Origin of the sequence: Plantactinospora mayteni (assembly GCF_016862935.1) — a bacterium.
GTDB classification, from domain to species: Bacteria; Actinomycetota; Actinomycetes; order Mycobacteriales; family Micromonosporaceae; genus Plantactinospora; species Plantactinospora mayteni.
The window spans coordinates 1-25,517 of the sequence record NZ_BONX01000041.1 but is presented as its reverse complement, the minus strand read 5'-3'; the positions used below and the strand labels follow the sequence as shown (position 1 = coordinate 25,517).

Annotated in this window: 18 protein-coding genes; 5 read left to right on the top strand and 13 right to left on the bottom strand. The window is 73.1% G+C overall.

Annotation, left to right across the window (positions count from 1 at the left end; all coding sequences use genetic code 11):
• Positions 1-24 precede the first annotated feature (24 nt).
• Both Pma05_RS28315 and Pma05_RS28310 read right to left on the bottom strand, forming a co-directional pair.
• The gene (locus Pma05_RS28315) at positions 25-699 is read right to left on the bottom strand and encodes a response regulator (RefSeq protein ID WP_203860546.1); all 675 of its coding nucleotides are present in this window, start codon (positions 697-699) and stop codon (positions 25-27) included.
• Complete coding sequence (locus tag Pma05_RS28310; protein WP_203860545.1) at positions 696-2,321, bottom strand: sensor histidine kinase; 1,626 nt, start codon at positions 2,319-2,321, stop codon at positions 696-698. Before Pma05_RS28310 ends, Pma05_RS28315 begins: the two co-directional genes overlap by 4 nt.
• A 186-nt stretch (positions 2,322-2,507) precedes the next feature.
• On the opposite strand from Pma05_RS28310, the gene Pma05_RS28305 reads away from it, so the two are divergent.
• On the top strand, positions 2,508-3,518 hold the full coding sequence (locus tag Pma05_RS28305; protein WP_203860544.1) for a Bug family tripartite tricarboxylate transporter substrate binding protein: 1,011 nt from the start codon (positions 2,508-2,510) through the stop codon (positions 3,516-3,518).
• Between the two features lie 84 nt (positions 3,519-3,602).
• On the opposite strand, the gene Pma05_RS28300 is transcribed toward Pma05_RS28305, so the two are convergent.
• Both Pma05_RS28300 and Pma05_RS28295 read right to left on the bottom strand, forming a co-directional pair.
• Positions 3,603-7,691, bottom strand: a complete 4,089-nt coding sequence (locus tag Pma05_RS28300; protein WP_203860543.1) for a S1 family peptidase — start codon at positions 7,689-7,691, stop codon at positions 3,603-3,605.
• Positions 7,692-7,706: 15 nt separating this feature from the next.
• A complete protein-coding gene (locus tag Pma05_RS28295) occupies positions 7,707-8,027 on the bottom strand; it encodes a trypco2 family protein (RefSeq protein WP_203860542.1) in 321 nt (106 codons plus the stop codon).
• A 294-nt stretch (positions 8,028-8,321) separates the two neighbouring features.
• Between Pma05_RS28295 and Pma05_RS28290 the strand changes: the two genes are divergently transcribed.
• On the top strand, positions 8,322-8,654 hold the full coding sequence (locus Pma05_RS28290; protein ID WP_203860541.1) for a hypothetical protein: 333 nt from the start codon (positions 8,322-8,324) through the stop codon (positions 8,652-8,654).
• Positions 8,655-8,787: 133 nt separating this feature from the next.
• On the opposite strand, the gene erm is transcribed toward Pma05_RS28290, so the two are convergent.
• The 3 genes from erm to Pma05_RS28275 all read right to left on the bottom strand — a co-directional run bounded on the left by erm (position 8,788) and on the right by Pma05_RS28275 (position 13,301).
• A complete protein-coding gene (erm, locus tag Pma05_RS28285) occupies positions 8,788-9,573 on the bottom strand; it encodes an ErmE/ErmH/ErmO/ErmR family 23S rRNA (adenine(2058)-N(6))-methyltransferase (RefSeq protein ID WP_203860540.1) in 786 nt (261 codons plus the stop codon).
• 648 nt (positions 9,574-10,221) lie between these two features.
• Positions 10,222-12,498, bottom strand: a complete 2,277-nt coding sequence (locus Pma05_RS28280) for a putative bifunctional diguanylate cyclase/phosphodiesterase (protein WP_203860539.1) — start codon at positions 12,496-12,498, stop codon at positions 10,222-10,224.
• Positions 12,495-13,301: an SAM-dependent methyltransferase gene (locus tag Pma05_RS28275; RefSeq protein WP_203860538.1), complete on the bottom strand. Its 807-nt coding sequence runs from the start codon at positions 13,299-13,301 to the stop codon at positions 12,495-12,497. Before Pma05_RS28275 ends, Pma05_RS28280 begins: the two co-directional genes overlap by 4 nt.
• 265 nt (positions 13,302-13,566) lie before the next feature.
• Here Pma05_RS28275 and Pma05_RS28270 point away from each other — a divergent pair, with 265 nt between their 5' ends.
• Positions 13,567-13,938, top strand: a complete 372-nt coding sequence (locus Pma05_RS28270; protein ID WP_130462889.1) for an FKBP-type peptidyl-prolyl cis-trans isomerase — start codon at positions 13,567-13,569, stop codon at positions 13,936-13,938.
• A 95-nt stretch (positions 13,939-14,033) separates the two neighbouring features.
• Here Pma05_RS28270 and Pma05_RS28265 read toward each other — a convergent pair whose 3' ends face one another.
• The 6 genes from Pma05_RS28265 to Pma05_RS28240 form a co-directional block, all read right to left on the bottom strand.
• Positions 14,034-15,887 (bottom strand): Xaa-Pro dipeptidyl-peptidase, encoded by a 1,854-nt coding sequence (locus Pma05_RS28265; RefSeq protein WP_239313277.1) that lies wholly within the window; start codon positions 15,885-15,887, stop codon positions 14,034-14,036.
• Between the two features lie 445 nt (positions 15,888-16,332).
• Positions 16,333-17,469: a hypothetical protein gene (locus tag Pma05_RS28260; RefSeq protein WP_203860536.1), complete on the bottom strand. Its 1,137-nt coding sequence runs from the start codon at positions 17,467-17,469 to the stop codon at positions 16,333-16,335.
• Between the two features lie 266 nt (positions 17,470-17,735).
• Positions 17,736-18,602 carry an FHA domain-containing protein gene (locus Pma05_RS28255; protein ID WP_203860535.1) on the bottom strand — a complete coding sequence of 289 codons (867 nt, stop codon included), beginning with the start codon at positions 18,600-18,602 and terminating at the stop codon, positions 17,736-17,738.
• 4 nt (positions 18,603-18,606) lie between these two features.
• Complete coding sequence (locus Pma05_RS28250; RefSeq protein WP_203860534.1) at positions 18,607-19,899, bottom strand: VWA domain-containing protein; 1,293 nt, start codon at positions 19,897-19,899, stop codon at positions 18,607-18,609.
• Entirely contained in the window at positions 19,896-21,743 is a 1,848-nt protein-coding gene (locus Pma05_RS28245) for a protein phosphatase 2C domain-containing protein (protein WP_203860533.1), read from the bottom strand. The genes Pma05_RS28250 and Pma05_RS28245 overlap by 4 nt, the downstream gene beginning before the upstream one ends.
• Positions 21,740-23,959: a serine/threonine-protein kinase gene (locus Pma05_RS28240; RefSeq protein WP_239313276.1), complete on the bottom strand. Its 2,220-nt coding sequence runs from the start codon at positions 23,957-23,959 to the stop codon at positions 21,740-21,742. The genes Pma05_RS28245 and Pma05_RS28240 overlap by 4 nt, the downstream gene beginning before the upstream one ends.
• Before the next feature lie 40 nt (positions 23,960-23,999).
• On the opposite strand from Pma05_RS28240, the gene Pma05_RS28235 reads away from it, so the two are divergent.
• Both Pma05_RS28235 and Pma05_RS28230 read left to right on the top strand, forming a co-directional pair.
• Complete coding sequence (locus Pma05_RS28235) at positions 24,000-24,305, top strand: hypothetical protein (protein ID WP_203860532.1); 306 nt, start codon at positions 24,000-24,002, stop codon at positions 24,303-24,305.
• Positions 24,306-24,501: 196 nt separating this feature from the next.
• Positions 24,502-25,517: RNA-guided endonuclease InsQ/TnpB family protein (locus tag Pma05_RS28230; protein WP_239313287.1), on the top strand; the 1,016-nt coding region annotated here is incomplete at its 3' end.

The window sequence follows — 25,517 nt, the reverse complement described above, 5'->3', positions numbered from 1 at the left end:
GGGCGGTCTGTCAGGCACGCCAGGTCACGCTCCGCCGGTCCACCGGTAGCGTCGCTCCGGTCGACCGGCGGAGCCGTACCGGAGGCTCACCCCGGCCTTGCCGGCCCCGACGAAGTGCTCCAGATAGCGCCGGGTGCTGACCCGGGACAGCCCGACCCGGTCGGCACACTCGGTCGCCGAGAGGTCCCCGTCGGCCGACCGCAGTGCCGTGGCGACCAGCTCGGCGGTCGGCTGGGTGAGGCCCTTCGGCAGCTCGACCGGGGTTGACCGGAGCGCGACGAAGAGCCGGTCGACATCCTCCTGGGCCACCTCCCCCGACCCGGCCAGCCGCTGCTGCGCGGCGGCGTACCGCTCAAGCCGGTCGCGCAGCGCGTCCGAGCTGAACGGCTTGATCAGGTAGTGCACCACCCCGCCGCGCAGGGCGGTCCGGATCGTGTCGACGTCCCGGGCCGCCGTCACCGCGAGGACGTCCACCACCACCTCACTCTCGCGCAGCCGGCGCAGCACCTCCAGCCCGGAGAGGTCCGGCAGGTAGATGTCGAGCAGTACCAGATCGGGGCGGAGCCGGTGCACCGCGTCGAGCGCCTCCGCGCCGGTGTGCGCCACCCCGACGACGGTGAAGCCGGGCGTCCGCTCGACGAAGCCGCGCTGCACCCGGGCCACCATGAAGTCGTCGTCGACGACCAGTACCCGGATCATGCCGGCGCCGTCCCGGGCAGCGGAGCCCCCCGGCCCGGGGTACCGGCGGACAGCGCGGCGTCCCCGGCCCGCTCCGGGCCGGACAGCGGCAGCCGGGCCCGGAACGACGCCCCGTCGACCTCGACGCTGCCGCCCCGGCGCTGGCAGATCAGCCGGACCAGCGCCAGACCGAGCCCGTGGTGGCCCCGGGCCGGATCCTTGCTGCTGTACCCCTGCCGGAACACCTCCTCGACCAACTCCGGCGGGACCCCCGGGCCGGAGTCGCCGACCCGGACCACGACCTCCGCGTCGACCCGGGCGAGCGCGACCTCCACCCGGCCACCGGAGCCGGCCGCGTCCAGCCCGTTGTCGACCAGGTTGCCGACCACCGTCACCAGGTCGGCGGCGAGCTGGTCGTCGACCGGGGGCAGGTCCGACTCCGGGGAGACCGCGAGCCGGACACCCTGCTCGGCGGCGAGACTGGCCTTGGCGATCAGCAGCGCGGCCAGCGCCGGATCGCGGACCAGCTCGGTGACGTCCCGGTTCAGCTTCTCGTGCACCTGGCTGGCGCGGGTGACGTACCGGATCACCTCGTCGTGCTCGCCGAGTTCGATCAGCCCGGCGATGGTGTGCAGCCGGTTGGAGAACTCGTGCGCCTGCGCCCGCAGCGCCTCGGTGGTGTTCCGGCTGGCGTCCAGCTCGCGGCGGAGCGCGGTCAACTCGGTCCGGTCCCGCAGGGTGGTCACCGAGCCGACCCGGCGACCCCGGACCAGCACCGGCCGGCGGTTGAGCACCAGGACCCGGTCGTCGCTCAGGACGATCTGGTCGACCCCGGTGACCTTGCCGGTGAGTACGTCCCGCAGTCGGGGTTCCATCGGCTCGGCGTGCAGGGACCGGCCCACCGGCAGGGCCGCCAGCCCGAGCAGCCGGACCGCCTCGTCGTTGACCAGGGTCACCCGGTCGGCGGTGTCGGTGCCGAGTACGCCCTCCTTGATGCCGTGCAGCATCGCCTCGCGGTGCTCGACCAGGCCGGTGATCTCGCGTGGCTCCAGCCCCAGCGTCTGCCGCTTCACCCGCCGGGCCAGCAGCAGTGAGCCGGCGACCCCGAGTACCCCGCCGAGCAGCAGGTAGGTGAGCAGGTTGGTGAGGCCGGCGGCGAGCTGCTCGGGCAGCGTCGGATAGGTCTGGCCGACCACGATCAGGCCGAGGAACCGGCCGTCCCGCTCGTCGAGTACCGGCACGTGCGCGACCAGCACCTTGGAGCCGTCGTCGACCACACCGACCCAGGACCGGCCGGCGAGGCCGTCGCTGCTGCCGAGCACCATCGGCGATCCGGCGTCGGGACCGGTGACCAGCTTGCCGGTGGCGTCGGCGATCAGCACGTACGTCGCGCCGGAGACCGCCCGCGCGCTCTCCGCCACCGCCGCCAGTGCCTCCTGGCCGTGCGGGTCGCCGATGCCCATCCGTACGGTCCGGTTGATCGCCGCGTTCTCCCCGACCGAGCGCAGCCGGGAGCCCTCGTCCCGGCGGAACGCCGCATCGGACTCGGCGATCGAGACGGCCGCCACGGTGCAGACGACCAGCAGGACGATGCCGAGTTGCAGCAGCAGGAACTGACCGGCCAGGGACATCCGCTGCCGCATCGCTCCTCCTCGTCCGGTTCGTTCCCCGTCGCGCTCCGGTTCCGGTTCCCGGCGCGGCCCGGCAGGTCGCGGCACGCGCCGCCCGGACAACCGGGAAGCTCTCACCTGACCAGCCCCGACGTCAACCGGCAGATTGGTCCGGTCACAGGTGGTGACAACCGGGCGCCGGCCAGCCAGGATCGGCGGATGACCCGCACGAGGTACCCGACGCCGAGGTGGCTGGCCGGCGCACTCGCTCTCGTACTGGTCGCCGTGTCGGGCTGCGCCGACCGCCTCGCGGACGGGGCGACCGGATTACGGCTGCTCGTCCCGAACGCGCCGGGCAGCGGCTACGACGTGACCGCGCGGACCGCCGCCAAGGCGCTGGCCGACGCCGGGATCGCCCGTGGCGTGGAGGTCTTCAACCTGCCCGGTGGCGGGGGTGTGGTCGGGCTGCGCCGGCTCGGCTACGAACGGGGCAACCCGGACCTGATGATGCTGATGGGGCTCGGCGTGGTGGGCAGCCAGTACGCCTCCGGCGCCCGGTTCACCCTCCAGGACACCACCCCGATCGCCCGGCTGATCGAGGAGCCGGCCATCGTGGTGGTGACCCGGGACTCGCCGTACCGGGACATCGACGGACTGCTCGCGGCCTGGCGGGCCGACCCGGCGGGCGTACCGGTGGGTGGCGGCTCGTCCGTCGGCGGCCCGGACCATCTCCCCCCGATGCTGATCGCGGACGCGGTCGGCATCCCGCCCCGGCAGGTGAGCTACCGGCAGTTCGACGGCGGCGGCGACCTGCTCGCCGCGATCCTCGACCACCAGGTCGCCTTCGGCGTCTCCGGCCGCAGCGAGTACGCCGACCAGATCGCCTCCGGCCAGCTCCGGGTACTCGCCGTGACCAGCCAGTTCCGCCTGGCCGGCACCGTCGCGCCGACCCTGCGGGAGCGGGGTGTCGACGTCGTCTTCACCAACTGGCGGGGCATCGTCGCGCCGCCCGGACTGCATGACACCGACATAGCGGCGATGCGCGAGATGGTCACCCGGTTGCACGGCTCGGCCCAGTGGCAGGCGGTGCTGGCCAAGTACGGCTGGACCGACGCGTATCTCGACGGGACGGCGTTCGGCGACTTCCTCCGAGCCGAGAACGACCGCCTCGCCCACGCCCTCGACGGCCTCGGCCTGGACCCGGTCACCACCCCCGGGGCCGGCGGGTGACCCGGTCACCACACCCGAGGCCGGCAGGTAAACCCGGTCGCCACGCGCGGGCCGACGGGCGTCCGCACCGGCGGCGGCGCGGGTTCAGCCGGGGTCGAGCAGGGCGAGGGCGTCCCGGTGCGCCTCGATGCCCGCCCGCTTCTCGGCCGGCGCCGCCGGGTGCCGCAGCAGCCACACGTCGAGGCAGCCGACCGCCCGGCGCACGGCGTCCCGGGTCGCCCGACCCGCACCGGCGTCCCGCCGCAACCTGTGTGCCACCTGCGGTAGCAGCTCGACGGCGGTGCCGTCGTGCACCTGGTTCTCGAGCCAGTCGAGCGCGACGGCGAGCACCCGGTCGGCCTCGGCGGGGTCGCCGAGGTCCCCGTCTTGCAGCACCGCCGCGAGCAGCCGACCGGCAGTGCCGACCCGCGCGGCGTCCGCCGTGAGCCCGGCGCAGGCAACGGCCAGCGCGGAATGCCGCAGCGCCGGTGGCAGGGTACGGTCGCGCAGCACCCACGGCAGCAGATCGAACACCCGGGTCGACTGGGGCCTGGCCGCGCACCAACTGACGCAGGTCGCGTGCAGTTGGTGCCGCACCGGCTCGTCCAGCACGTCGGTAGCATGCAGCAGATCCTGGAGCACCAGATCGACCCGGCCCGGCATGGCGCCGTCGGTCACCTGGGCGCAGGCCCGCCCGACGAACCTGTTCCACTCGGGCGTCGTCTCGGCGCGCTGTGCCCGCACGGCTTTGACCAGATGGCGACCTCGAGCGCTGCCCAGCAGCGAGGGAGAGAGCATCCCGACGGCGCGGTCCACCAGCGTTCCCTGGTCGGCCCGGCTCGCCAGCGGGTTGCGCAGCGCGGCGGCCAGCAACTTGACCCCGCTCTCGTCGGTCGGGTGCGCGCCGAGCCAGTTCAGCGTCGCCGCCAGCGCGGTCGCGTACCGCTCGGCGCCGAGGTCGGACCCGGAGACCAGCGAGGTCAGCGGGTAGCTGGTGTGCGGGTCGCGGGGGTACCGGTCGACATGATCGAACGTGAGGTCCAGCAGGTCGGCCCGGAAGTTCGCCAGGTCGGGTTGACGCTTCGCCAACCGTGCCGTCTTTCTCAGCAACGGCGGAAGCAGGTCCCGCGCCACCGTCGGGAACGGCGTCTCCTGGTAGAGCGCCAACGCCTGCTCGGTACACCGGCGCAACTCGTCGGCGTCGTCGTCGATGAGCTGAGTCGCCAGCAGCGAGCCGAGCAGGCTGATCCGGGTACTCCGGTTCGTCCGGGGGCCCGAAAGCCAGTTCACCGCATGCTCGGCAAGTCGCGCCGACTCGTCCCCACGGAGTTTGGCCCACTGATAGGTCTCCCGACGGGCCAGGTGCAGCATGGGATCGATGACCCGTCCGGTCTCCGGCACGTCCTTGTTCCTGGCGAGCCACTTCATGGCGATGTCCACGACCCGGACGAGGGCGTCCCCGGTGCACTGGTCGGACGGGATCAGGTTCTCCAGCACGTACGCGGCCTGGGGTCGCAGACCGTAGCCCCGGGAGTCCTCCAGCCAGTCCAGCGAGTCCTTCACCGCCCGCTTGACGACCGCGTCGGGCAGGTCCCGACGGGTGCGGTGCCGGGCCAGCACGGCCTCCAGGGCGAAGCTGGCATTGTATGGCTCCCGGGGCGCGACCTTGTCGAGCAGGAAGAACGCGGTCGTCTCCAGTTCCGCGCCGGTCAGCTCCGGGCGCTGCACGAGCGGCGGGGCGACGTACGACGCGTTGCGGTGTGGGCCGTTGCGCACCAGCCAGCCGAGGGCCCAGGCGACGACGCGGGCGGCGTACGGATGGCCGGGCGGCAGGCCGAGCTTCCTGCCGTGGTCCAGCAGGTTCTGGAGCACGAACGAGGCGTTCGGGTGCGGCTTGTTCTGCGTCAGCCACTGGAAGGCCCGCTCCACCGTCCACTCGTCGTAGGCGGCGTCGACGCCCTCCGGCGGAGAGAGCCGGTGGAACGCGAACGCGGCCCGGGGGTTGGCGAGGTTGTGGCTGAGCCAGCCCATCACGTACGGATATCCGACCTGCGGATCCAGGCACGAGGCGACGGCGAGTATCCCGTCCCGGAACTTCGGGTCGCGGTAGTGTCGCTTCAGCCAGAGCTCGGCGATCGGCTCGACCAGCCGGCGGATGCCCGGTCGCCAGGTCGGCAGGCGCAGCAGGGTGTGCAGCGTCTGCCCTTCGGGGTCCCCGTCGAGCAGCGCGGTCAGCTCCTTGCCCCGGTCGACGCACCACCGCGCGACGGCGCTGTCGAGGGCCCGCCCTGTGGGGTCGTCGAGCGAGTCGCGCAGCCGCTGCAAAGCCACGGCCACGTTTCGCAGCACCTGCTGGTCGTCGAGCCCGGGATCGAGGGTCGAGCCGAGCCGTTCGCCCCAGACCGTGCCGGAATCGCGTTCGACCAGCACCTCTTCGAGCAGGCGGTCGGCGTACAGGTCGTGCACCGTGTGGATGGTGTCGCCGCGCCTGGTCAGGATGCCAGCGCGGCACAGCGATTCGAGCAGGGCCAGAGGCGACCAGCGGTTACCGAGCGGGCTGAGGATCTCGCCACGCCTCTCCAGCGCCGCTGTCAGCGCACCGGCGGCTCGCGGAGTCGCTGCGGCGATCCACACGGCGGCGGTGAGCCGTCCGTCGGGCGTAGGGCTCGGCTCCGACGCGGATTCCGGCCGCCGCGCCCGCAGTTCCTCCCGGTTCAGCATGTCGCGTAGCCAGCCGGCAATGCCCAGGTCGTCGAGCGGTACCGCCGCGCTGATGTCGTTCCTGCCGGCCTCGCGGTTGTAGTAGTCGGCGAGCAGCACCGCGATGGCCGGGATGCCCCGGCAGATCCTCAGCAGGTGCGCCTCGTCCACATGGTGCACGGCGTCCTTGGCCACATTCCGCACCGCTTGGCGCAGAATCCCGGCCTGGTAGCTCGGGTCGGCGCGGACCTCGACGACGTCGAAGGTCTTCTTCGGCGGCAGCCTCCAGTCGGCCCTGTGCAACGTGGTGGTCCGGGCGGGACCGAGGACGGCCAGCCGCGTGCCGCCCTGGGCGGGGGCCCGGATCGACCGGACAGTCTGGAGTGCGGTGCCGGCAAGCCATTCGAGATCCTCGACGACGAGCAACACCGGCGCGGAGAACTTCTTGAGGCTCTGCCAGGCTTCCTCCAGTGACGTGTGGTTGTCCCGTCGCCGAAGGTGGACGACAAGCCACCCCGCCCGCTCGGCGAGCGCGGCGGTTTCCAGGCAGAGCCGGGTCTTGCCGATCCCCGGTATGCCGACCAGCATCACCCCGAGCCGCGGATCTGCGCTCTCCGTCGTGCGGGTCAGCGCGGCGAGGACCTGGCGGGGCGCGCTCGGATGGTCGCCCGGATCCACGAAGGGCAGCCTGTCGGCACCGAGGAACGGTTCCTGGTCGGCCAGGTTGTCAAGGTAGTCGCCGTGCGGGAGCAGGTCGGTACAGTCCTGGTTCCAGCCGTCGGGAAAGACCGGACGTGGGTCCGGGGAGATGTCGTCCTCGGTGAGCAGGTCGCGCCACTGTTGGTCGGTGGCCGCGTCGAGCGCCCCGATCGTCTGCTGGCTGACCCCCGAGTTCGCATTGTGCTCCTGGACCACCCCGACCAGAAGGTGGGACCCGGCGGTGAAGACCGCCGAGCCGGACATCCCGTTCCACGGGCTGTCGCGGAACGGCCCCGCCGCCGGTGCGTCGTCGAACTGGAAGTGCAGCGTCCCGGGCCGGCCGGTGGTGGCGGTGCGGATGTGGCCCGGAACCTGCGTCCGGCCACGCCAGTACTCGCCGGTCGCCCTGATGCTGACCTCCGCGTGTTTCGGGTATCCGATCGCGAGCGCACTGACCGTCGTCGGTCTCGTGACGTCCACCCGGCCCAGCCGGACCGGCGAGACCCGCTCCCTCGGCGGTTCGTCGAGCCGCAACAGGGCGAGGTCGGTACCCTCCCGGGAGCACCACACGCAGGTCACCCGCCGTTCCTTGCCGTCCTCGCCCAGCTCGACGAAGAGCGCCGCGTCTTCGGGGTCGCAACCCTTCGGCACCTTGTCGACAACGTGTCGGGCAGTGAGCACGAGTCGGTCGGAGATCTGGTATCCGGTGCCAAAGCCGGGCTCGTTGGTCCCCGGTGGGCAGTACACGAGGATCTTCGCCACCCGGGCCGGGCGAGGCTCGGTATCCTGGGCCACCGCGTCACCTCCGACCTATCGCGGCGGTCGCCGCAGCCTGTCGCTGGTCTGCACCGGTTCTCCGCTGGCTGTCCGGGCGTCGAGCTGGATCCGGAGGGTCTGCACGTCGCTGCGGCTCTCCGACGCCCTCGCCCCGGCGGAGATCACGTAGACCTTGATGCCACCCTCGACGTCTCCGGCGCGGGTGAGCGTGGTCTGCAACTCCAGCTCGAGCGACGAGACACCGAGCCGTACCGGCCCGCCCTCGGCCTCGGCCGACTCCATCGCCTCGGCCAGCTCCCGGCGGATCGCACCGAGCGCGGCCGCGAGGCCGATCTCCTGGTCATCTGCTGCCAACGAACTCGTCACCTCCATGGCTGGTTGCACTGTGGCAACTCATGCCATTCTCGCGCATCCGGTCCCGCACGGTCCACCGCAGTTCGCCATCGTCCATCCTGATCGGACGGCTCGGATTGGAGCGCCGGCTGGCTGAAGCCCGGGACGGCGTACGCCAACGGTGCCGGGTGCACGCTCTACAAGCCACCGAACAGCGACCCGGACAGCATCGACTATCACAAGTGGAAGCGGACCAGCGCCATCGCGGCGCGGTTCACCGTCAAGGCGACCGGCACCACGGTCTTCGCCGCCACCATGCACCTGCCACAGGAGAACCGGCAGAACGCCTGTGCCGGGGACGGCTACACCGGGATCGGCGGCACCGGTATCCACCTCGGCGCCGACGCCACCAGCCTGATGAACGCCTCGACGATCCGGGTGGTCGGCATCGACGCGAACCGCACCGGCATCCCGGCGTCGACGCTGAGCGGCTACGGCATGACCGGCTACGGTTCGCGGGCGACCAGCGGCTCCAGCAAGATCGACTACCTCTTTGTCCAGGGCAGCGTGCAACCGTCCGCCGTCGACCACACCGTGGCTGGCACCAGGTCGAACCACCTGGCCCTGTACGGCTTCATCACCTACTGACCGGAGAGCCGGGCCGCAAGCCAGCCGGCCGGCACCCGGCCCCGCCATCGGGCGACCGGACCCCGGCCGGTGCCGCCGGTGGGCAGTCCCACCGACAGCACCGGCCCGGGGCGGTCCCCCGGCCGGGGTCGGCTCAGCGCCGGGCCGAGTGGACCGCCTGGAACAACGAGATCCACTGCTCCGGCCAGACGTACCCGACCAGGATGTCGGCGGGCACCCGGTTGGCCCGCAGCGCGGCGTCGACCCGGCGTGCCGGATAGCCACGGTGCAACGAGGCCCGCAGCGAGCCGCCCACCCCGCCGAAGCCGAGCGCGACGAACCGCTCGTAGTCGGCGAGTTGGTGCGCCGGCAGCAGGTGCACCGCCCGGCGCTCCAGGCGCAGGATGCCGGAGTCGACCCGGGGCATCGGCCGGAACCGCTCCCGGGGAATCCGGCCGGCCAGCCGCCAGTTCATCCACGGCCAGGTCTGCACGGTCCGCAGCGTCCACCGGCCGTAGTCGCCGCAGCGCTTCCGGGCGTACTCCAACTGGGTGACCAGGGTGGCGGTGGTCAGCCGTGGGGCGTCGAGACACCAGTCGACGATCCGGCTGGTCGAGGCGTACGGGATGTTGCCGACCACCGCGAACGGCTCGCCGGGCGGCTGGGCCGCGACGAAGTCGGCGTGTACGACCCGGATCCCGGGCTCGGACCGGAACTCCTCGCCGAGCCGGGCGACCAGGGCGGGGTCGATCTCGTACGCGACGACCCGCCGGCACCGCCGGACCAGCTCCCTGGTCAGCGCCCCCTGCCCCGCGCCGACCTCCAGGACCAGCCCGCCCGGGTCCGGGCGGGCCGACGTGACGATCTGCGCGATGGTCCGCTCGTCGCGCAGGAAGTTCTGCCCGAGCACCCGGCGCGACCGGTCCTGCCCGGTACGCACCGCCGGCCTGGCCGGTCGGTCGGGTTGCCGGCGGACCGGCGGGTCAGCCCGGCGGGCATGCGGACGGTTCTCTCGATTCGGATGATGATGCGGCACAGCCGTGTCCTCCCGCCCGGTACTCCGGGCCGGTCGGTGGGACAGGCGGGCACGCGGCGGCCACGACCTGTCCCGGATGGGATCAGGACTCGGATGACCTGGGCGTGCGGAGATGGCGGCGGCTCGCGCTCACGCGTCGTCGACGCGAACGGCGTCACAGGGTCCTTGGCGCGAATCGCGTCACAGGTCCTCGACGCGAATGGGCGCCACAGGTCCTATGTCCTCGACGCGGATCGCATCATGGTCCTCGACGCGGATCGCGTCAGGGCTCTCGACGCGGGTGACGTCCACCGGCCCGTCGACGCGGTGCGTCGGGCGGACAGGCTGGAGGCCACGGCGCGGTGCGCCGCCGGGAAGACGGGCTGGCGTCCACCGGCGCCGCGTCAGCGGTGCCGGTGATCGAACCTGGGTGCTCCCTTGCTCAGCCGGCCAGGGCGGAGCGGCGGAGCCGGTGGCGGTTCAGGAGCTGGATCGCCCGGCCAGCGGTGCACATCCCGGTCAGGGAGCCGCGGATCAGGGCGTGGAAGGTGCCAGACACCCGACCACCCTAGCTCAGTACATGGGGACCGGATCAACCGGTTTTCCGCCCTCGCCGACAAGCATCCGGGGCAGTACGTCCGGTTCGCCGGGCCGGGCGAACCACCAGCCCTGGGCGTGGTCGCAGCCCATCGAGCGGAGCAACCGGGCCTGCTCCCGGGTCTCCACCCCCTCGGCGGTGACGGTGAGGTTGAGCCCGTGGGCGAGCGCGATCACGCTGGCCACGATCTGCCGGTCGGCGGGCGTACCGGAATGCCCGGGGGTGAGGCCATCGATGAACGCGCCCGCGATCTTCAGCTCCCGTACCGGTAGTCGACGCAGGTAGGCGAGGTTGGAGTAGCCGGTGCCGAAGTCGTCGACCGCGACCCGTACGCCGTGCGCGGCCAGCGCCTCCAGTGCGTCGGCCGGCCCCTGCGCCGGCCCGAGCAGGGCGCTCTCGGTCAGTTCGAGCTGCAACTGGGAGGCCGGCAGCCCGACCTCGTCGAGGGTACGCAGCAGGTCGTCGGCGAGGCCGACGTCGTGCAGTTGCCGGGCGGAGAGGTTGACGCTGACGAACGGCGCCCGATCGCCGAGGTCCCGATACCAGCGGGCGGCCTGCTGGCAGCCGCGGGTCAGCACCCAGCGCCCCAACTGCCCGATCAGGCCGATCTCCTCGGCGAGGTCGATGGAGATCTCCGGCGCGACCGGACCGTGCTCGGGATGGGTCCACCGCAGCAGCACCTCGGCGCCGATCGGCACGCCGTCGGCAAGCCGCACGATGGGCTGGTACCGCAGCGTGAAGTCGTCCCGGTGCAGGGCCGAGCGGAGCCCCTTGGCGAGCGTCGACCGGAGCGCCTGCGCGTCGTGCCGGTTCGCGTCGTAGACCTCGTAGCGGTCGCCGCCGGCCGCCTTCGCCCAGTACAGCGCGATGTCGGCGGCCCGCATGAGATCGCTCGGCTGGCCGTGCGGGATCCGGTCGTCGGTCACCCCGATGCTCACCGAGACCGAGAGTTGGTGTCCGGCCGCCGGGATCGGCTGCCGGACCGCCGACACCACCCGCTCGGCGACCCGGACCAGCCGGGTCGGGTCCGAGTCGGCGGCGACGATGACGAACTCGTCGCCACCGAGCCGGCCGGCCAGCCAGCCGGGCTCGGTCACGCACCCGGCGAGCCGGACGGCGACGGTACGGAGTACGTCGTCGCCGGCGGCGTGCCCGAACGAGTCGTTGATCGTCTTGAACCCGTCGAGGTCGAGATAGCAGATCCCGACGTGCTCGTCCGGGCCGAGCCCGTCGATCAGCTCGTCGAGCCGGCGCAGTACCAGCGCCCGGTTGGGCAGGTTGGTCAGCGGATCGTGCAGCGCCTGGTGGGAGAGTGCGGATTGCAGGTGGTAGCGCTCGGTGTCGTCCTGCGCGGTGACGACCAGGTGGGTCACCTCGCCGTGCGGCACCGGGGCCAGCGAGAGCCGTAGCCAGACGGTGCCGCCGTCCGGGCGGCCGAAGGCGGCGTCGAGTTCGGCGTGGGCCCGGCGGCCGGCGTGCAGCTCGTCGAGTGCCCGGCCGACCGCCGCCCGGTGCCCGGACTGGGCGAGCCCGGTCAGTCGCCGCCGGACCAGTTCGGCGACCGGACGGTCGAGCATCCGGGCCAGCGCCGGATTCGCCTGCGCTATCCGGTTCTCCGGGTCGACGACGCAGATCCCGCTCGCCGAGGAGACGAAGAGGGCCTCGAAGCGCGCCTCGCTGGCCGCCCAGGCCCGCTCGGCGGTACGTCGGGCGGTCAGCACCGCCCTGATGATCGACTCGAGCTCGCGCTGGGTCCGCTCGCGCAGCGCCCGGGCGTACCCGGCGGCGACCGCGCCCAGCAACTCGGTCCGGCCGCCCCGATCCGGTGCCTCGCCGGGCCGATCCGTCGCAACGTCATGACGCGGGTCGGTCACGCCGTCGTCACGCGCGCCGGTCGCGGCGTCGTAGCCTGCGTCCGGGCGTGGGTCGGTCGCGGCGTCGTGACGCGCGTTCGGGCGTGGGTCGGTCGCGGGGTCGCGGGGTGGAAAGTGTGCGGCCAGGGCGGCGACGGTGGCGTGCAACGCCGACACGTTGGTGTAGCCGTCGGCGACCAGCGCGGCGCCGACCTCCCGGGCCGCGGCCAGCCCGTCGGGCGAGCCGGCCATCCGTTCGGCGTAGCCGAGCAGTACCTGTCGCAGCTCGTCCAGGCGCACCGGTACGTAGCTGATCTGGGCCATCACCCGGGCCCAGTGCTGGGCGAACTCGTCGAGGGCGGCGGACGTCGGCCCAGGCCCCTGGCCCGGCTGGGTCACCGCTTGCGTCCCACTCCGGCGTAGACGAGGGCGCCCCGGTAGCGGTCGTCGACCGTCTCGATCGGATCCGGGCGCCAGTCCGGCAGGTTCACCAACCCCGGATCCACCAGCTCGAAGCCGGTGAAGAACCGCTCGGTCTCGGCCCGGTCCCGGGCGGTCAACGGCGTCGGGGTACGCCGGTAGAGTTCCCTGATCTCCTCGTCCGACTCGTCGCTGGCCCCGTGCGCGCCCTGGGTCACCACCAGGCAACTGCCCGACGGCATCCCCCCGGTCAACCGGGCGATCGCCCCGTGCGGGTCGTCGGAGTCGGGTACGAAGTGCAGCAACGCGACCAGCAGCAACGCGGTCGGTTGGGTCAGGTCGAGCAGTCCGCCGTCGCGGACCTGTTCGAGGATGTCCCGCGGCTGCCGCAGGTCCGCCTGGATCACGGCGGTACGGTCGTCACCGGCCAGGATGGCCCGGCTGTGCGCCACCGCGACCGGATCGATGTCCACATAGACCACCCGGGCCTGCGGGTCGACCCGCCTGGCGACCTCGTGCACGTTGTTGGCGGTCGGGATGCCGGAGCCGATGTCCAGGAACTGCCGGATGCCCTGGGCCGCGAGGAACCGCACCGCCCGGCCCAGGAAGGCCCGGTTGGCCCGGGCGTACCGGACCGCGTCCGGCCAGGCCAGTTCGGTCTTCCGGGCGATCTCCCGATCGACCTCGAAGTTGTGCGATCCGCCGAGCCACACGTCGTAGATCCGCGAGGCACTGGGTCGATCGATGTCGATGTCGTCGGGCGCCCAGTCCGGTTGTGTCACCGTCACACTCCGCCAGTTCGTGTTCGCCGTCCCGGCCCGGCCCCGGCGACTCGTACTGGCCAGCCTGGTGTCCGCACCGGTTTCCGAGCCGACAGCGTACCGACCCGAGGCAGGTTGGCGTGCCCACGGACATCGAGGCACGCCACCGTTCCCGTCCGGACAGGATGGAGGGATCCGTGCCATGTGGGCGCCGCGGCGCTCACCTGCCGCGACACTCCGCCGGGCGGAAGTGATCACGGTCCCGGCCCGGCGTTAAGGTACCTGGATGGAAAAGCCCACCGTGGGTCTGGTCGACGGTCCGCCGCCGGCCGACCTTGTCATCGAGGACATAACGATCGGCACGGGCCAGGAGGTCCAGCCGGGCCAATGGGCCGTGGTGCACTACGTCGGGGTCTCGTTCGACACCGGCGACGAGTTCGACTCATCGTGGAACCGCGGCTCGCCGTTCAGCTTCCCCGTGGGTGGCGGCAAGGTCATCGAGGGTTGGGACCGGGGCGTACTCGGGATGCGTGTCGGCGGTCGGCGCAAGCTGGTGATTCCGCCGCAGCTCGGCTACGGCAACCAGGGTGTCGGCAACCGGATCAAGCCGGGCGCCACGCTCGTCTTCGTGGTCGATTTGGTCGACGTGAAGTTCTGACCCGTTCCGACCCCGCCGGGACACGTCCGCCCCGGCACCCACGGGCCCGGACGCCGTCGGCGTCCGGGCCCGTGGCCCGATCGGGCGGTACCCGCTCAGAAGCCGAGCGCGGTCCGGCCGCCCACCACCGGCAGGGTCAGGGTGCTCGACTTCGGCAGCACCGTCAGCCGGGTGCCGGGCAGCGGCAGCAGGGTGTAGTCCTGGTCACTGGAGAAGATCACCAGACCGAACCGGTGCCCCGCCCGGAACACGTAGTCCTTCGGCTCCATCGTCCAGCGGTAGTCGGCCAGCCGCCCCGGCCGTACCGGCTGGCCGTGCGCCTCGCTGGTCCGGTTCTGCGGGTCCAGCCAGCCCCGGGTCACCACCACCGGCGCGTCGGTCGCGCCGACCGGACCGTAGTCGACGAGGTAGCCGGTCAGGTTCGCGGCCGTCCGGTTGTCGACGGAGAGCCGTACCCGCAACTCCGGCCGCCCCGAGATCCGCACGTCCCGGCCCAGCGCCGGGGAGGTGTAGACGAGCCGGTTCGGGTTGGCGGTGTCCGGTCCGGCCACCAGTTCGGCCGGGGTGATGGTCCGTCCCGAGTCGACCAGGCTCTGTGCCGCCCGGCCCTGCCCACCATGCCCGACCAGCCGGCCTGGCGCGGTCGGGTCGGTCGCCGAGAGCCCCACCGACACCTCCCGGGTGGCCGGGTCCGGCCAGTCCCGGTAGGTGGTGTAGACCCGGTCCTCCCGCTGCAACACCGCCCTCGGCTCGGCCATGATGTCGTTCTTGACGCCCCACAGCCAGTAGTCGAACCAGCGGTTCTCGGTCTGCTTGTAGGTCCACGACCGCCCGTCCGGCAGCGTGACCGTGGCGGCGTTGCCCGGTCCACCGTGGCCACCCTGGTGCAGCCACAGCTTGCGCGGCACACCGTACCGGTCGAGCTGCTCCCACCAGTCGGCGAACTGCCCGGTCTTCACGTTCCAGTCGTTGAGCCCGTGTACGACGAACACGCTGGCCCGGACCTTGCGCGCCCCGGGCAGGTAGTCGCGCTCCTTCCAGAACCGGGTGTAGTCGCCGGTGACCCGGTCCTGTTCCTCGGTGATCTCGGCGATCTCGTCGGCACAAGTCCCCTCGGAACGGGCCTGCCCGGCGGTGTACATGGTGAGGATGTCCGCGTCCTCGCCCTGGTATCCGCCGGGCGCCACCACCAGGCCGTTCGCCCGGTAGTAGTCGTACCAGTTGCTGATCGCGGCGACCGGGACGATCGTCTTGAGCCCCTCGACGCCGGTGGTCGCCACCATGTTCGGCAGGGTCCCGTTGTAGGAGGCACCGGTCATCCCGACCGCCCCGGTGGTCCAGCCGGCCCGCACCGGTGCGCCGCTGGCGTCGTACGCCCGGGCCCGCCCGTTGAGCCAGTCGATGATCGCCTTGGTGCCCAGCGTCTCGGCCGAGTCACCGCTGGTCGGGCAGCCGTCGGAGTCACCGGTGCCGACGCTCTGCCCCAGCACCACCGCGTAGCCGCGCGGTACGTAGTAGTCGTCGAGCTGGCCGGGCAGGTTCGCCTTCGCCCGCAGGATGGCCGGTTGCTCCGCCCGCCGCGCGGACGACCCGGCCGACGAGTTCTGCGGCAGGTCGTCGACGAGGACGCTCGGATAGGGTACGTCCCCCCAGGTGCCCTTCCGGTATGGCGAGTGCTCCAGGATCACCGGCACCCGCAGGCCCTCGGTGCTGGTCTCGCGGGGCCGGGAGATGTCCGCCACCACCCGGTCACGCCGGCCGTCGTGATCGGTGTCGAGCGGGGTCTCCACCCACACCCGCTCCTCGATCGCCTCCTCCAGCGAGAAGACCGGCTGGGTCATGCCGTCCTGTACGACGATGCCGGGTGGCGGCGCGGCCGGGGCGGCGCGGGCCGGTAACGGTGCCGCGACCAGGGCCAGGCCGACCGCGTACGCCCCGAGAATTCTCACGGGACCTGCTGATGGCATGGAGCTGCTCCTCTCGACCAGTCCTCGTGGGGCTGGCGCCCGGCGCCGCGCTGCCGGTCACCGGACGGGTTGTCGCGGTCGTCGGAGCGGAGCACTGTCCGCATCGGACGATGCGGTGCATTCCAGGGTTGTCGGAATGGTCGGGGCGGGCCGCGCCGAGAACGGCTGACTACGACGGAAAGATAGTGCCGATGGTGGGAACGTTGACGGCTTATCCTAGATAGGCCAACCGGATACGTCGATTGCCGAGACCTTCCCGGGACGGATCGTGGCAGCACTCCGCCCCGGCCGGACTTGGCCAACCGGCCAACCGGGAGGTAGCTTGACCGCCGACATCGTATGAGTCGTACCGACGTGACCGTTGACGGGGCCGGGAGCGCGACGGTGGCGAGTCCGTAGTTATTGGAGGCTGGGTCCCGGTGAGTGCCTACACAATTACGATTTCCCCGGACGACCGGACACGGGCGACCACGACGCTGCGGGTCGAGGTCACCGGGAACGCCACCAGGATCACCGAGTTGGTGGTTCGGGCGGGCGAAGGTGGCGGACTCACTCCCGCCGAACTGCCCACGGTCGACGTCGAACAGTTGCTCCGCGCCGTACTGCCGGCCGGCACGGCACCGGTCGCCCCGACCCCGCTGGCACCCTCCGACTCCGGCGCCGGTGCGGCGGTCACCCCGATCGACGCGGCGCCGACCGCCTCCCCGCCCGACGCGTCTTCGTCGCCTGACGCGTCTTCGTCGGCCGAGGTGTCCGAGCCGGAGCCAGAGTTGTCTACTGTGGAGCCCGTGGCCACAGCGGTCGTGGTCGAGCCGGCGCTGGCGGATACGCCGGCAGCGGCACCGGAGACCCCGGTCAGCGCACCCGCGCCAGCGCCAGCACCCGACACGGACGCCGAGCCGGCTGCCGTTCGCCGCACGGCGGGCACGAAGAGCGCCGCTCGGAAGGCCGCACCAACCCGGAGCAGCGCCAGCAAGGCCCCGTCGAGCCGGGGTGCCACGGCGAAGGAGGCGCCCGCCAGGAGCCGCGCGAGCAGGACCACGGCAACCGCGAAGCGCACCGGCACCGCCAAGAAGAGCCCCAGCACGGCCAAGAAGAGCCCCGGCACCGCCCAGACCACCAGCGCCGGGAAGCGCACCGGCGGTACCGGGAGCACTGGCGCCGCGAAGCGCACCGGCAGCGCCGAGACCGGCAGCAGCACGAAGCGCACCGGTCCGACCAAGAGCGCCAACACCGCGAAGCGCCCGGGCACGGCCAGGAGCACCGACGCCGCGAAGCGCGCCGGCACGGCAAGGTCCGCCGGCACTACGAAGCGCACCGGCACCACCGAGGGCAGGGCCGTGGGTACGGCGCGGGGCGGCAGCGCGAGGCGGGCCGTCACCGGGCCCGCCGCGACCACCACCCGAAAGGCGACCACCGCCCGGAAGGCGACCATCGCAGGAGAGGCTTCGGCGGCTACCGGTACGACCGCCGCCAAGCGTGCGAACGGCCGGGCGGCGAAGCGCGGCACCCCGGACACCACCACCCGGACGGCCGGCGGGCGGCGCGGCGCGAGCCCGGCCACCGCCCCGAATCCGACGGCGAGCCGTTCCTACCGGCGGTCCCCGGACGACCTCGCGCAGGTGTTCGGGCAGGCCGGCACCGTCATCGCCGTGGCCGACCACTACGGGGTTCCGCGACACACCGCACAGAGCTGGATCCGCACCTGGCGTCGCCACCAGGAGGAGGCAACGGCCTGATCGGCGTACGGCCGTGGCGGCGGGCGGTAGCGGGTCGGCGGTCGGCGTGCTGGCTCCGGACGCTGGCCGGCCGGGGGGACGGTACCGCCGGTCAGCGGTCGGTCCGGATCGTCAACCGGGTCCAGGCGCCGAGGTAGACCCGATCGCCGTCGCCGAGCGGCATCGGCGTGTTGGCGACGATCGGCGGCGTCGACGGATCGTTGAGGTAGGTGCCGTTGGCGGACTCCAGGTCCACCACGGCCCAGCCGTCCGGCTGCGGGAGCAGCAGCGCGTGCAGGTGGGAGACCCCGGGATCGTCGGGCGGGCCGGCCAGGTCGATGTCCGGGTGTACGCCCCGGGAACGGCTGCGGCGTCCGATCAGCAACTGCCGGGGTTCCAGGGTGAACCGGCGGGGCACGACGAAGCGCGGGAAGGTCAGGCTGCCGGAGTCCGTACCGCCGAAGGATCGGACGACCTCGAAGTATGCAGGGTCGGCGGCCACCACGAGTTGCCAGGTGATGCCCTGCCCGGAGGCGAATGCTCCGTGGTCGGCCCCGGCCGGCCCGCTCTCGCCTGGTTCGGCTGGTTCGTTTGGTTCGGCTGGTACGGCCGCGGACGGGTCCGGGCGGGACGGGTCCGGATCGGTACCTGCCGAGCCGACGCCGGCCGCCGGGGCGGTACCGCCCGAGGCCGGGTTGACCGGCGGAGCCAGCAGGAAGTCGTAGCCGTCCTCCTCGCAGAACCGCCCCACCTTCGGGGTACCGCAGACCGGGCACGACGCGACGGGAGCGGACTCCGGCGCGGGTCCCGCTGCACCGCCCGCCGACCCGGCCGGTACGCCGACCTCCGGTGCCGGGTACGGTCCCCCGGCGCCGTCGGGAGCCGGACCGGCGCCGGCACGCGACATCGGTACGCCGCACACGTCGCAGTAGTCCACCGTGGACGACTCGTGTCCCCGGGAGCAGGTGGCTGCCGTCACGGCCTCACCCCTGCTCCTTCTTCACCCGCACCGTCTTCACCGATCGCACGTCGGTCAGCTCGGCGTCCAGCGCGGCCACCTGCCGTTTGAGCCGCACCGTGCCGGTCGGCGCGTCGATGACGTCGACGACCCGACCGAGCAGTATCGCGGTCTCGTCGTGTCCGGACTCGGCGGCCAACTGCACGGCCCGGCCCAGCCGCGCGGTCGCGGTGTCCACGTCGCCGGCCCCCCGGGCCCGCAGCCCCTCCTGGATCGCGGCGGCGAGTTCGGCCTGCCCGGTGTAGTGCGCCACCTGCGGGCTGATCCGGGTGGAGAGCGCGGTGTCGTCGGTCCACCGGGCCAGGATCAGCCGCTCGGTCAGCACCTGACCGGCGCTGACCAGGCTGACCCGGGCGGCCAACACCTCCTCGCCGACCGCGTCGGGTTCGAGGGTCACCGACACGTGGTATTCGCGCGTCTCCGCTCCCCACGCGCCGGCCGGATAGTCGCCGATCCGGGCGCTGACCGCCGAGCGGCGTGCGGTGAGGTCCGCCACGTGCGGAAAGACCTGCTTGACCATGCGTACCGTCGAGCCGGCCGGACTCCAGATCCGCAGCGCGACGTCCGCCACCCGCTTGCCCATCGCCGCCGCCGTCATCGCCTGGAACGCGGCCGGCAACTGCGCCGGGTGCTCCAGCCCGTCGGCCGTACCGAGCAGGGCCGATGCGATGGTACGCAACTCGCTGGCCACCCAGCCGGTGCCGATGCCCCGGCTGTCGCAGACGAACCGTCCCTCGCAGACGGCCAGCATCCGGCGCAGGTCTTCGGGTTTCTCGTGCTCGTTGCGCCCGTCGGTGAGCAGGATCGCGTGTCGTACCTCGGTGGGACAGCTCGCGAAGAGCCAGTTGGCCAGGTCCAGCCAGCGGCCGATGGCGGTTCCGCCGTCTGCCCGCAGCCCGGCCACCGCCGTCTTCGCCGCCGCCCTGGTATGCGGGTTCGCCGGCACCATGCCCGGTTGTGGCGGGTAGACCATCCGGGCGACGGCGGTACCGGAGACCACCGCGAAGGCCACACCGTCGCGCAGGGTGTCGATCGCGACCGCCGTGGCCCGTTTCGCCTCGGCGAGCTTCGTCGCCGGCATCGCCATCGAACCCGAGGTGTCGATCATGATCACCTGCGCCGCCGTCGGAACGGTCCACGGGTCACGCAGGTCCGGCCCGGACGCGGTCACCGTCAGGATCGCGTCCACCACCTGGCCACCGGCCGGCAGGTACTCGTTGTGGTCCACCTCGGCGACGAACTGCGGTACTCCGGTCACGCGCCCGCTCCCGCCGATCCTCCGGTGGGCGGAAACGGCAGCACCGCGACGGCGATGTTGTCATGTCCACCGGCCTCCACCGCGAACCTGGTCAGGTCCTGGGCGATCGCGATCGGCGTGGCACCGGACGGTCCCGGTACCCGCGCCGCCAACGCCCCCGCGTTCGGCAGGTAGTGCGAGAGCCCGTCCGAGCAGATCACCAGCCGGCCCGGCCGACCGGGCTGGAACGTCACCACCTGCGGCTCGGCGTCGCTGGAGTCCGCGCCGAGCCACCGGATCAGCGCCTTGGAGGTCGGGTCCTGCTCGGCGCCGGGCGGCACCGGCCGGCCGGCCCGGATCTGGCCGACCACCGAGTCGTCCACGGTCAGGCAGACCGCCTCGTGCACCGCGCCGTCCGGGCCGAGCCAGTAGGCACGGCTGTCACCGATCCAACCGACCGTGACCGAGCCGGCGGTGACGACAGCGGCGACGAAGGTGCAGCTCGGCGGGACCTGCCCGTCGTCCTCGACGGCGGTTGCCCGGGCCGCCAAGGCCGCGGCCGGACCGGAGGCCAGCACGGCGTCGGGTGCGGCGGCGCCGTTGCCGAGGGCGGCGAGGATCGCGGCCAGGGCCGCCTCCGCCGCCGCGTGCGCCGCGAGGTCGGCGCGGAGCGAGGTCGACACCCCGTCACAGACCACCGCCGCGATGGTCTGGCCCAGCCGGCCGACCGTGACCGCGTCCTCGTTGCGCCGCCGCCGGGCCCGGTCGGTGACGGCGGCGACGGCTCCGAGATCCAGGTCGGCACGGTCCCGGCCCACCGACGAACGCCGTCCACAGTGGTCACAGTGACCGGAGTTGCCGGACGGCGGGCTACCACAGCCCGGGCAGGGTTGACCGACCGCCCGCGACGAGAGCCAGGGCGCGGCCGGGACGACCGGCCCGGCCGGAACCGCCGACGTGCCGGCGGCGACCGGACCGGGCGGCGCGCTGGTGAGGCCGGTCGGGACCGCTGCTTGGCCGGCCGGACCGCTCGGGATTGGCGAGGTGGTGGGGCCGGCCGGACCGTTCTGGATGGGCGGGGTGCCCGGGCCGCCCGGGACGGGTGGCCCGGTGCCCGGAGGAGCGGCCGGACCGGGCGGCATGGTCCCCGGAGGAGCCGCCGGAGCGGGTGGCATGGGCGGCGCGACGGCGCCGGTGGCCGACGCGGATTGCCAGCCTGCGGCCGGGCCGGGCGACGTGGGCGGGCCGGTCCAGCCCGGCGGGGCGGGTGGTGCGGGCGGACTCGTCCAGCCGGCGGGCGCGGCCGGCGGCGGATAGCCGGCCCAGTTTCCGGGCCCGGCCGGTGCGCCAGGCTGCGCGGGCGGAGCCCAACCGGCCGCACCGGGTGGCGCGACCGGCGGTACGGACCCGCCCCACTCCCCCGGCTGGCCCGACGGCGCCGCCCCACCCCAGCCGGCCACACCGGACGGTCCCGGCGGCGCGGAGGAGCCGGTCGGACTCGACGATCCGGTGGAACTCGACCCGGTGGGCCGCGACGATCCGCTCGGACCGGCCAGCGCCTCCAGCCGGGACAGCGCGGTCGGCCCGGAGAGTTCGGCCAGCCGCAGCAGCTCGGTCGACTCCGGCAACTCGGCCGAGCGGGGTACCTCGGCCCGGCCGGTCGGAGGTGCGGTGGCCGACCGGGGTGGGCCAGCCGGCGCGGCCGGGCCTGTCCAGCCGGACGACCCGGTCGCCTCGCCCAGCGGTACCCGGGCCAACTCCCGGCCGCAGACCTCGCAGTACCGGTGTGCGGGGTCGTCGGGTGCGCCATGCTCGGGACAGGGTTTCGGCATGCTGCCGGCAGCGCCGGCTCCGACGGCGGTCACACCAGCGTCCTCGGTCGGACCGCGTTCGCATGGTCGACCAGCGCGATCCGCAGCTCCGGGTCGCGGGAGAGCTGGGCCAGCGTCCGGTACGCCCGTTCCAGCCCGAGCCGCAGCCCGCGCTCGGACAGCTCGTGCCCCAGTACCCGGGCTCCGGAGCCGGCCGCCGACCGGCTGCGTACCCAGGCCAGGGCCACCTCCAGCACCTCGATGGTGAGCCGGGTCTGCCGCTCGACGTCCAGGCCGAGCCGCTCCAGCCGGGCGGAGGCCCGCAGCAGGTCGTCCGGTCCGGTGGTACCCGCCGCCAGCCCGGGCAGACTGGCCCGGACGGCCGCCACCTGTGCGGCCACGTGCTGACTCGAACTGTCCGGTACCTGGTCCAGCACGGCGAGCGCACCCGCCCGGTCGCCGACCAGGAACCGGATCCGGGCCAGCCCGAACGCGGCGCTCAGGTAGCCGTGGTCGACCCGCCACACCCGGTCGTACAGCCGGGTCGCCAGCTCCCGGTCGCCGGTGCACTCCGCGCTCACCGCCAGCGCCAACCGGGCCGCCGGCTCACCCGGCAGGACGTCGTACACCGCGTCGAAGGCGACCCGGGCCTCGCCGGGACGGTTCGCGGTCAACGCCGCCAGACCCCGGTACCAGTCCACCCGCCAGTCGAACGGGTCGGCCGCGGCCAGCCGATCGAGGTCCGCAGCCGCTCCGGCCAGGTCTCCGCCCTCGATCCGGGCCCCGGCCAGCCGCAGCGCCACCTCCACACTGCGGACCGGTGCCGCGGTGAGCTGGCGGACCAGCTCCGCCGGGTCGGTCGCGCCGAGCGAGGCGAGGAATCCGGCGCCCGGGTCGAGTACGTCGACCTGTGGCAGCGGCAGCGCGGCGGCGACCACCGGCGGCGGCGGGGCGATCGCACCGGGCGGGACGCCACCGCCGGCGCCCCAGGCCCGCCCCGCCACCGCCCGGCCGACCTCGCCGGCCTCGGTGCCGAAGGCCCGCCGCTCCGGCGTGAACTGCCGGGACACCGCCGGCCGGGGCACCCCGTCGGCGGCGGAGAGCACCTCGCGGAGCACCCCGAGCAGTTGCTCGCTCATCTCCCCGGCGCTCTGGAAGCGCCGGTCCGGATCGGGGTGGGTGGCCCGGCGCAGCAGCCGGTGGTACGACATCTCGGCGCCGAACAGCGGCGCGGCGGCCGGCTCCGGCAGCCGGTTGGCGTACGTGGTCGAGAAGCCCCGGAAGTCGAGGCTGAGTACCGCCAGCGCCCGGCCGACGGTGTAGATGTCGGAGGCGACCGAGGGGCCGAGCGTGCCGACCTCGGGTGCCTGGTAACCGGGGGTACCGAAGATCGCGCTGGCAGTGTCGTCGATGTGCCGTACGGCGCCGAGGTCGATGAGTTTGAGCTGCTCCTCGGCGTGGATGACGTTGTCCGGCTTGAAGTCGCAGAAGAGCAGGTTGCGGTCGTGCAGGTAGTCCAGGGCCGGCAGGATCTCGACCCCGTAGGCGATCACCTCGGGCAGCGGCAGGGCGCGCTGGCCGGTGTCCCGGCGCCGGGCCAGCAGCATGTCCCGGAGCGACTGGCCGCCGACGTACTCCATCACGATGTAGCCGACCGGGGTGCCGGTGCGCGGGTCGGGGTGCTCCACGAAGTCGTGGATCTTGACGATGTTGGGGTGGTCCAGCTCGACCAGGAAGCGGCGCTCCGCGACGGCCGAGGCCATCGCGTCCTCGTCCGAGGTGTTGATCAGTCCCTTCAGCACCACCCAGCGGTCGCTGACCGTGTCACTGACGTTGCGGTCCCGGGCGAGATAGATCCAACCGAGTCCGCCGTAGGCGAGCGCGCCGAGGATCTCGTACCGTCGGTTGATCACGTCGCCCGGGCCGAGCCGGGGCAGGAAGGAGAACTGGCTGCCGCAGTGCGGGCAGAAGCCCTCGGCCCGACCCGGCCGGTCGTCCCGGCCCCGACCCACCGGCTTCTCGCAGCTCACGCAGAACCGCCGCGACTCGGCGACCTTCGGCTCGGCCATCACCGCCGTCGCCGGGTCGCGCAGCGGCACCCGGGCGATCTCGACCAGGCCGGCACCGAGACCACCTCGGGACGCGCTGCGGGACCGGCTGGAGGCCCGGGAGCCGGAGTTCGAGGTGGCCCGGCTCGGCATGGTGCCGAGCCCGGTCGGCGCCGAGCCCCGGCCGGTACCGGTCGACCCCGGGCCCCGGCCCGTCGACACCGGTCCCTGCCCCGTCGACGCCGGCCCCGCCGGGTGACCGGTGGAGACCGCAGCCTGGCCGGTCGGCGCCCCGGCCTGCACCGGCACCGCACCGTGCCCGGACGGCGGTCGGCCGACCCCGGTACCCGTGGAGGCGCCAGCGGCGGCGGCCGGCACCGAGGCCCGGCCGGTACCGGTCGGCACCGACGCCCGCCCCGCCCCGCTCGGCGCCACGGCCCGGCCGGTACCGGCAGACGCCCCCACCTGGCCGGTAGTCGTCCCGGCCTGGCCGGTAGCCGTCGGGCCGGCGCTCTCGGGCCCCGCCGTCGACCCGGCCGGTGCCCGCCGGCCGCACTCGTCGCAGTAGCCGTCGGGCAGGTAGGAGCCTGGGCAACCGGGCCGCAGGCAGCGGATGCTCATCAAGAACCGCCCGAGAAACCGCTGGCTTGAGCCATGGGGAGGAAAGAACGGTCAGGCGTGGTGTTGGTTGTCGGCATGGCGTCGACTCCTCCGGGTGGGCGGAACTGTCGGATGCGGCTGGGATGCTTGCTGGTGTGGACGAGATGGTGCGGTACACCTACCGGTTGCGCCCCGGCGCGACCGCGCGGGCCGCGCTGCTGGTCGAGTGGGGGCGGTGCCGTTGGCTGTGGAACGAGGCCGTCCACCAGTACAAGACCGGGCGTAAGCCCACCTTCTGCAAGCTGTCGAAGTTGCTGACCGAGGCACGGGCCCGCTCGTCGTGGCTCCGTGACGGATCCCAGGTCGCCCAGCAGCAAACGCTGCGTAGCTACGCTTTGGCCCTCCAGCACTCCTTCAGGGAGAAGGGACGGGGCCGGCCGAGGGTCAAACGACTGAAGGACACGCTGCCCAGCCTCGAATACACCACGCGTGGGTTCTCGATCCGCAACCGTCGGCTGCGGCTGCCCGGCGGCGTCAGCGTTCCGGTCGTCTGGTCCCGCGAGCTGCCGTCCGACCCGACCAGCGTCCGCGTCTACCAGGACTGCCTCGGCCACTGGTATGCCTCCTTCGTCGTCCGCCGGGAGACCGCGTCCGCGCCTGACGTCGAGGGGGCGATCGGCGTCGACTGGGGTGTCACGACGACCGCGACCACGACGGACGCCGCCTACGACCTGCCGCACCTCGGCCACCGCACACGGTGTGCCGCCGAACTGGCCAAACTCCAGCGCCGGATGGCCCGCCGCCGCAGGGTGAAGGGCGCCCCGCCGTCGAACGGCTACCTGCGAGCGAAGCGCCAGGCGGCGAAGAAGGCGAAGAAGGCGGCCCGGCAGAACACCCACGACGCCCGCGTCTGGGCGAAGAAGGTCGTCGACAACCACGCCACGATCGCCGTGGAGGACTTCAAGCCGAAGTTCCTGGCCAAATCTCGGATGGCGCGCAAGGCTGCTGACGCGGCGATCGGTGCGGCGAAGCGGGAACTGGTCGAGCGCGGCCGGCGGGCGGGCCGGAAGGTGGTGCTGGTACCGCCCGCCTACACCACGATGACCTGCTCGCAGTGCGGAACGAGAGCCAAGCACCGCCTCGGGCTGGATATCAGAGTCTTCCGGTGCGACACCTGCGG

What these genes read in the sequence shown, in the direction of transcription:
- Pma05_RS28315 (WP_203860546.1), bottom strand. Translation starts at nt 699, where the DNA reads ATGATCCGGGTACTGGTCGTCGACGACGACTTCATGGTGGCCCGGGTG.
- Pma05_RS28310 (WP_203860545.1), bottom strand. Translation starts at nt 2,321, where the DNA reads ATGCGGCAGCGGATGTCCCTGGCCGGTCAGTTCCTGCTGCTGCAACTC.
- Pma05_RS28305 (WP_203860544.1), top strand. Translation starts at nt 2,508, where the DNA reads ATGACCCGCACGAGGTACCCGACGCCGAGGTGGCTGGCCGGCGCACTC.
- Pma05_RS28290 (WP_203860541.1), top strand. Translation starts at nt 8,322, where the DNA reads ATGCACCTGCCACAGGAGAACCGGCAGAACGCCTGTGCCGGGGACGGC.
- Pma05_RS28270 (WP_130462889.1), top strand. Translation starts at nt 13,567, where the DNA reads ATGGAAAAGCCCACCGTGGGTCTGGTCGACGGTCCGCCGCCGGCCGAC.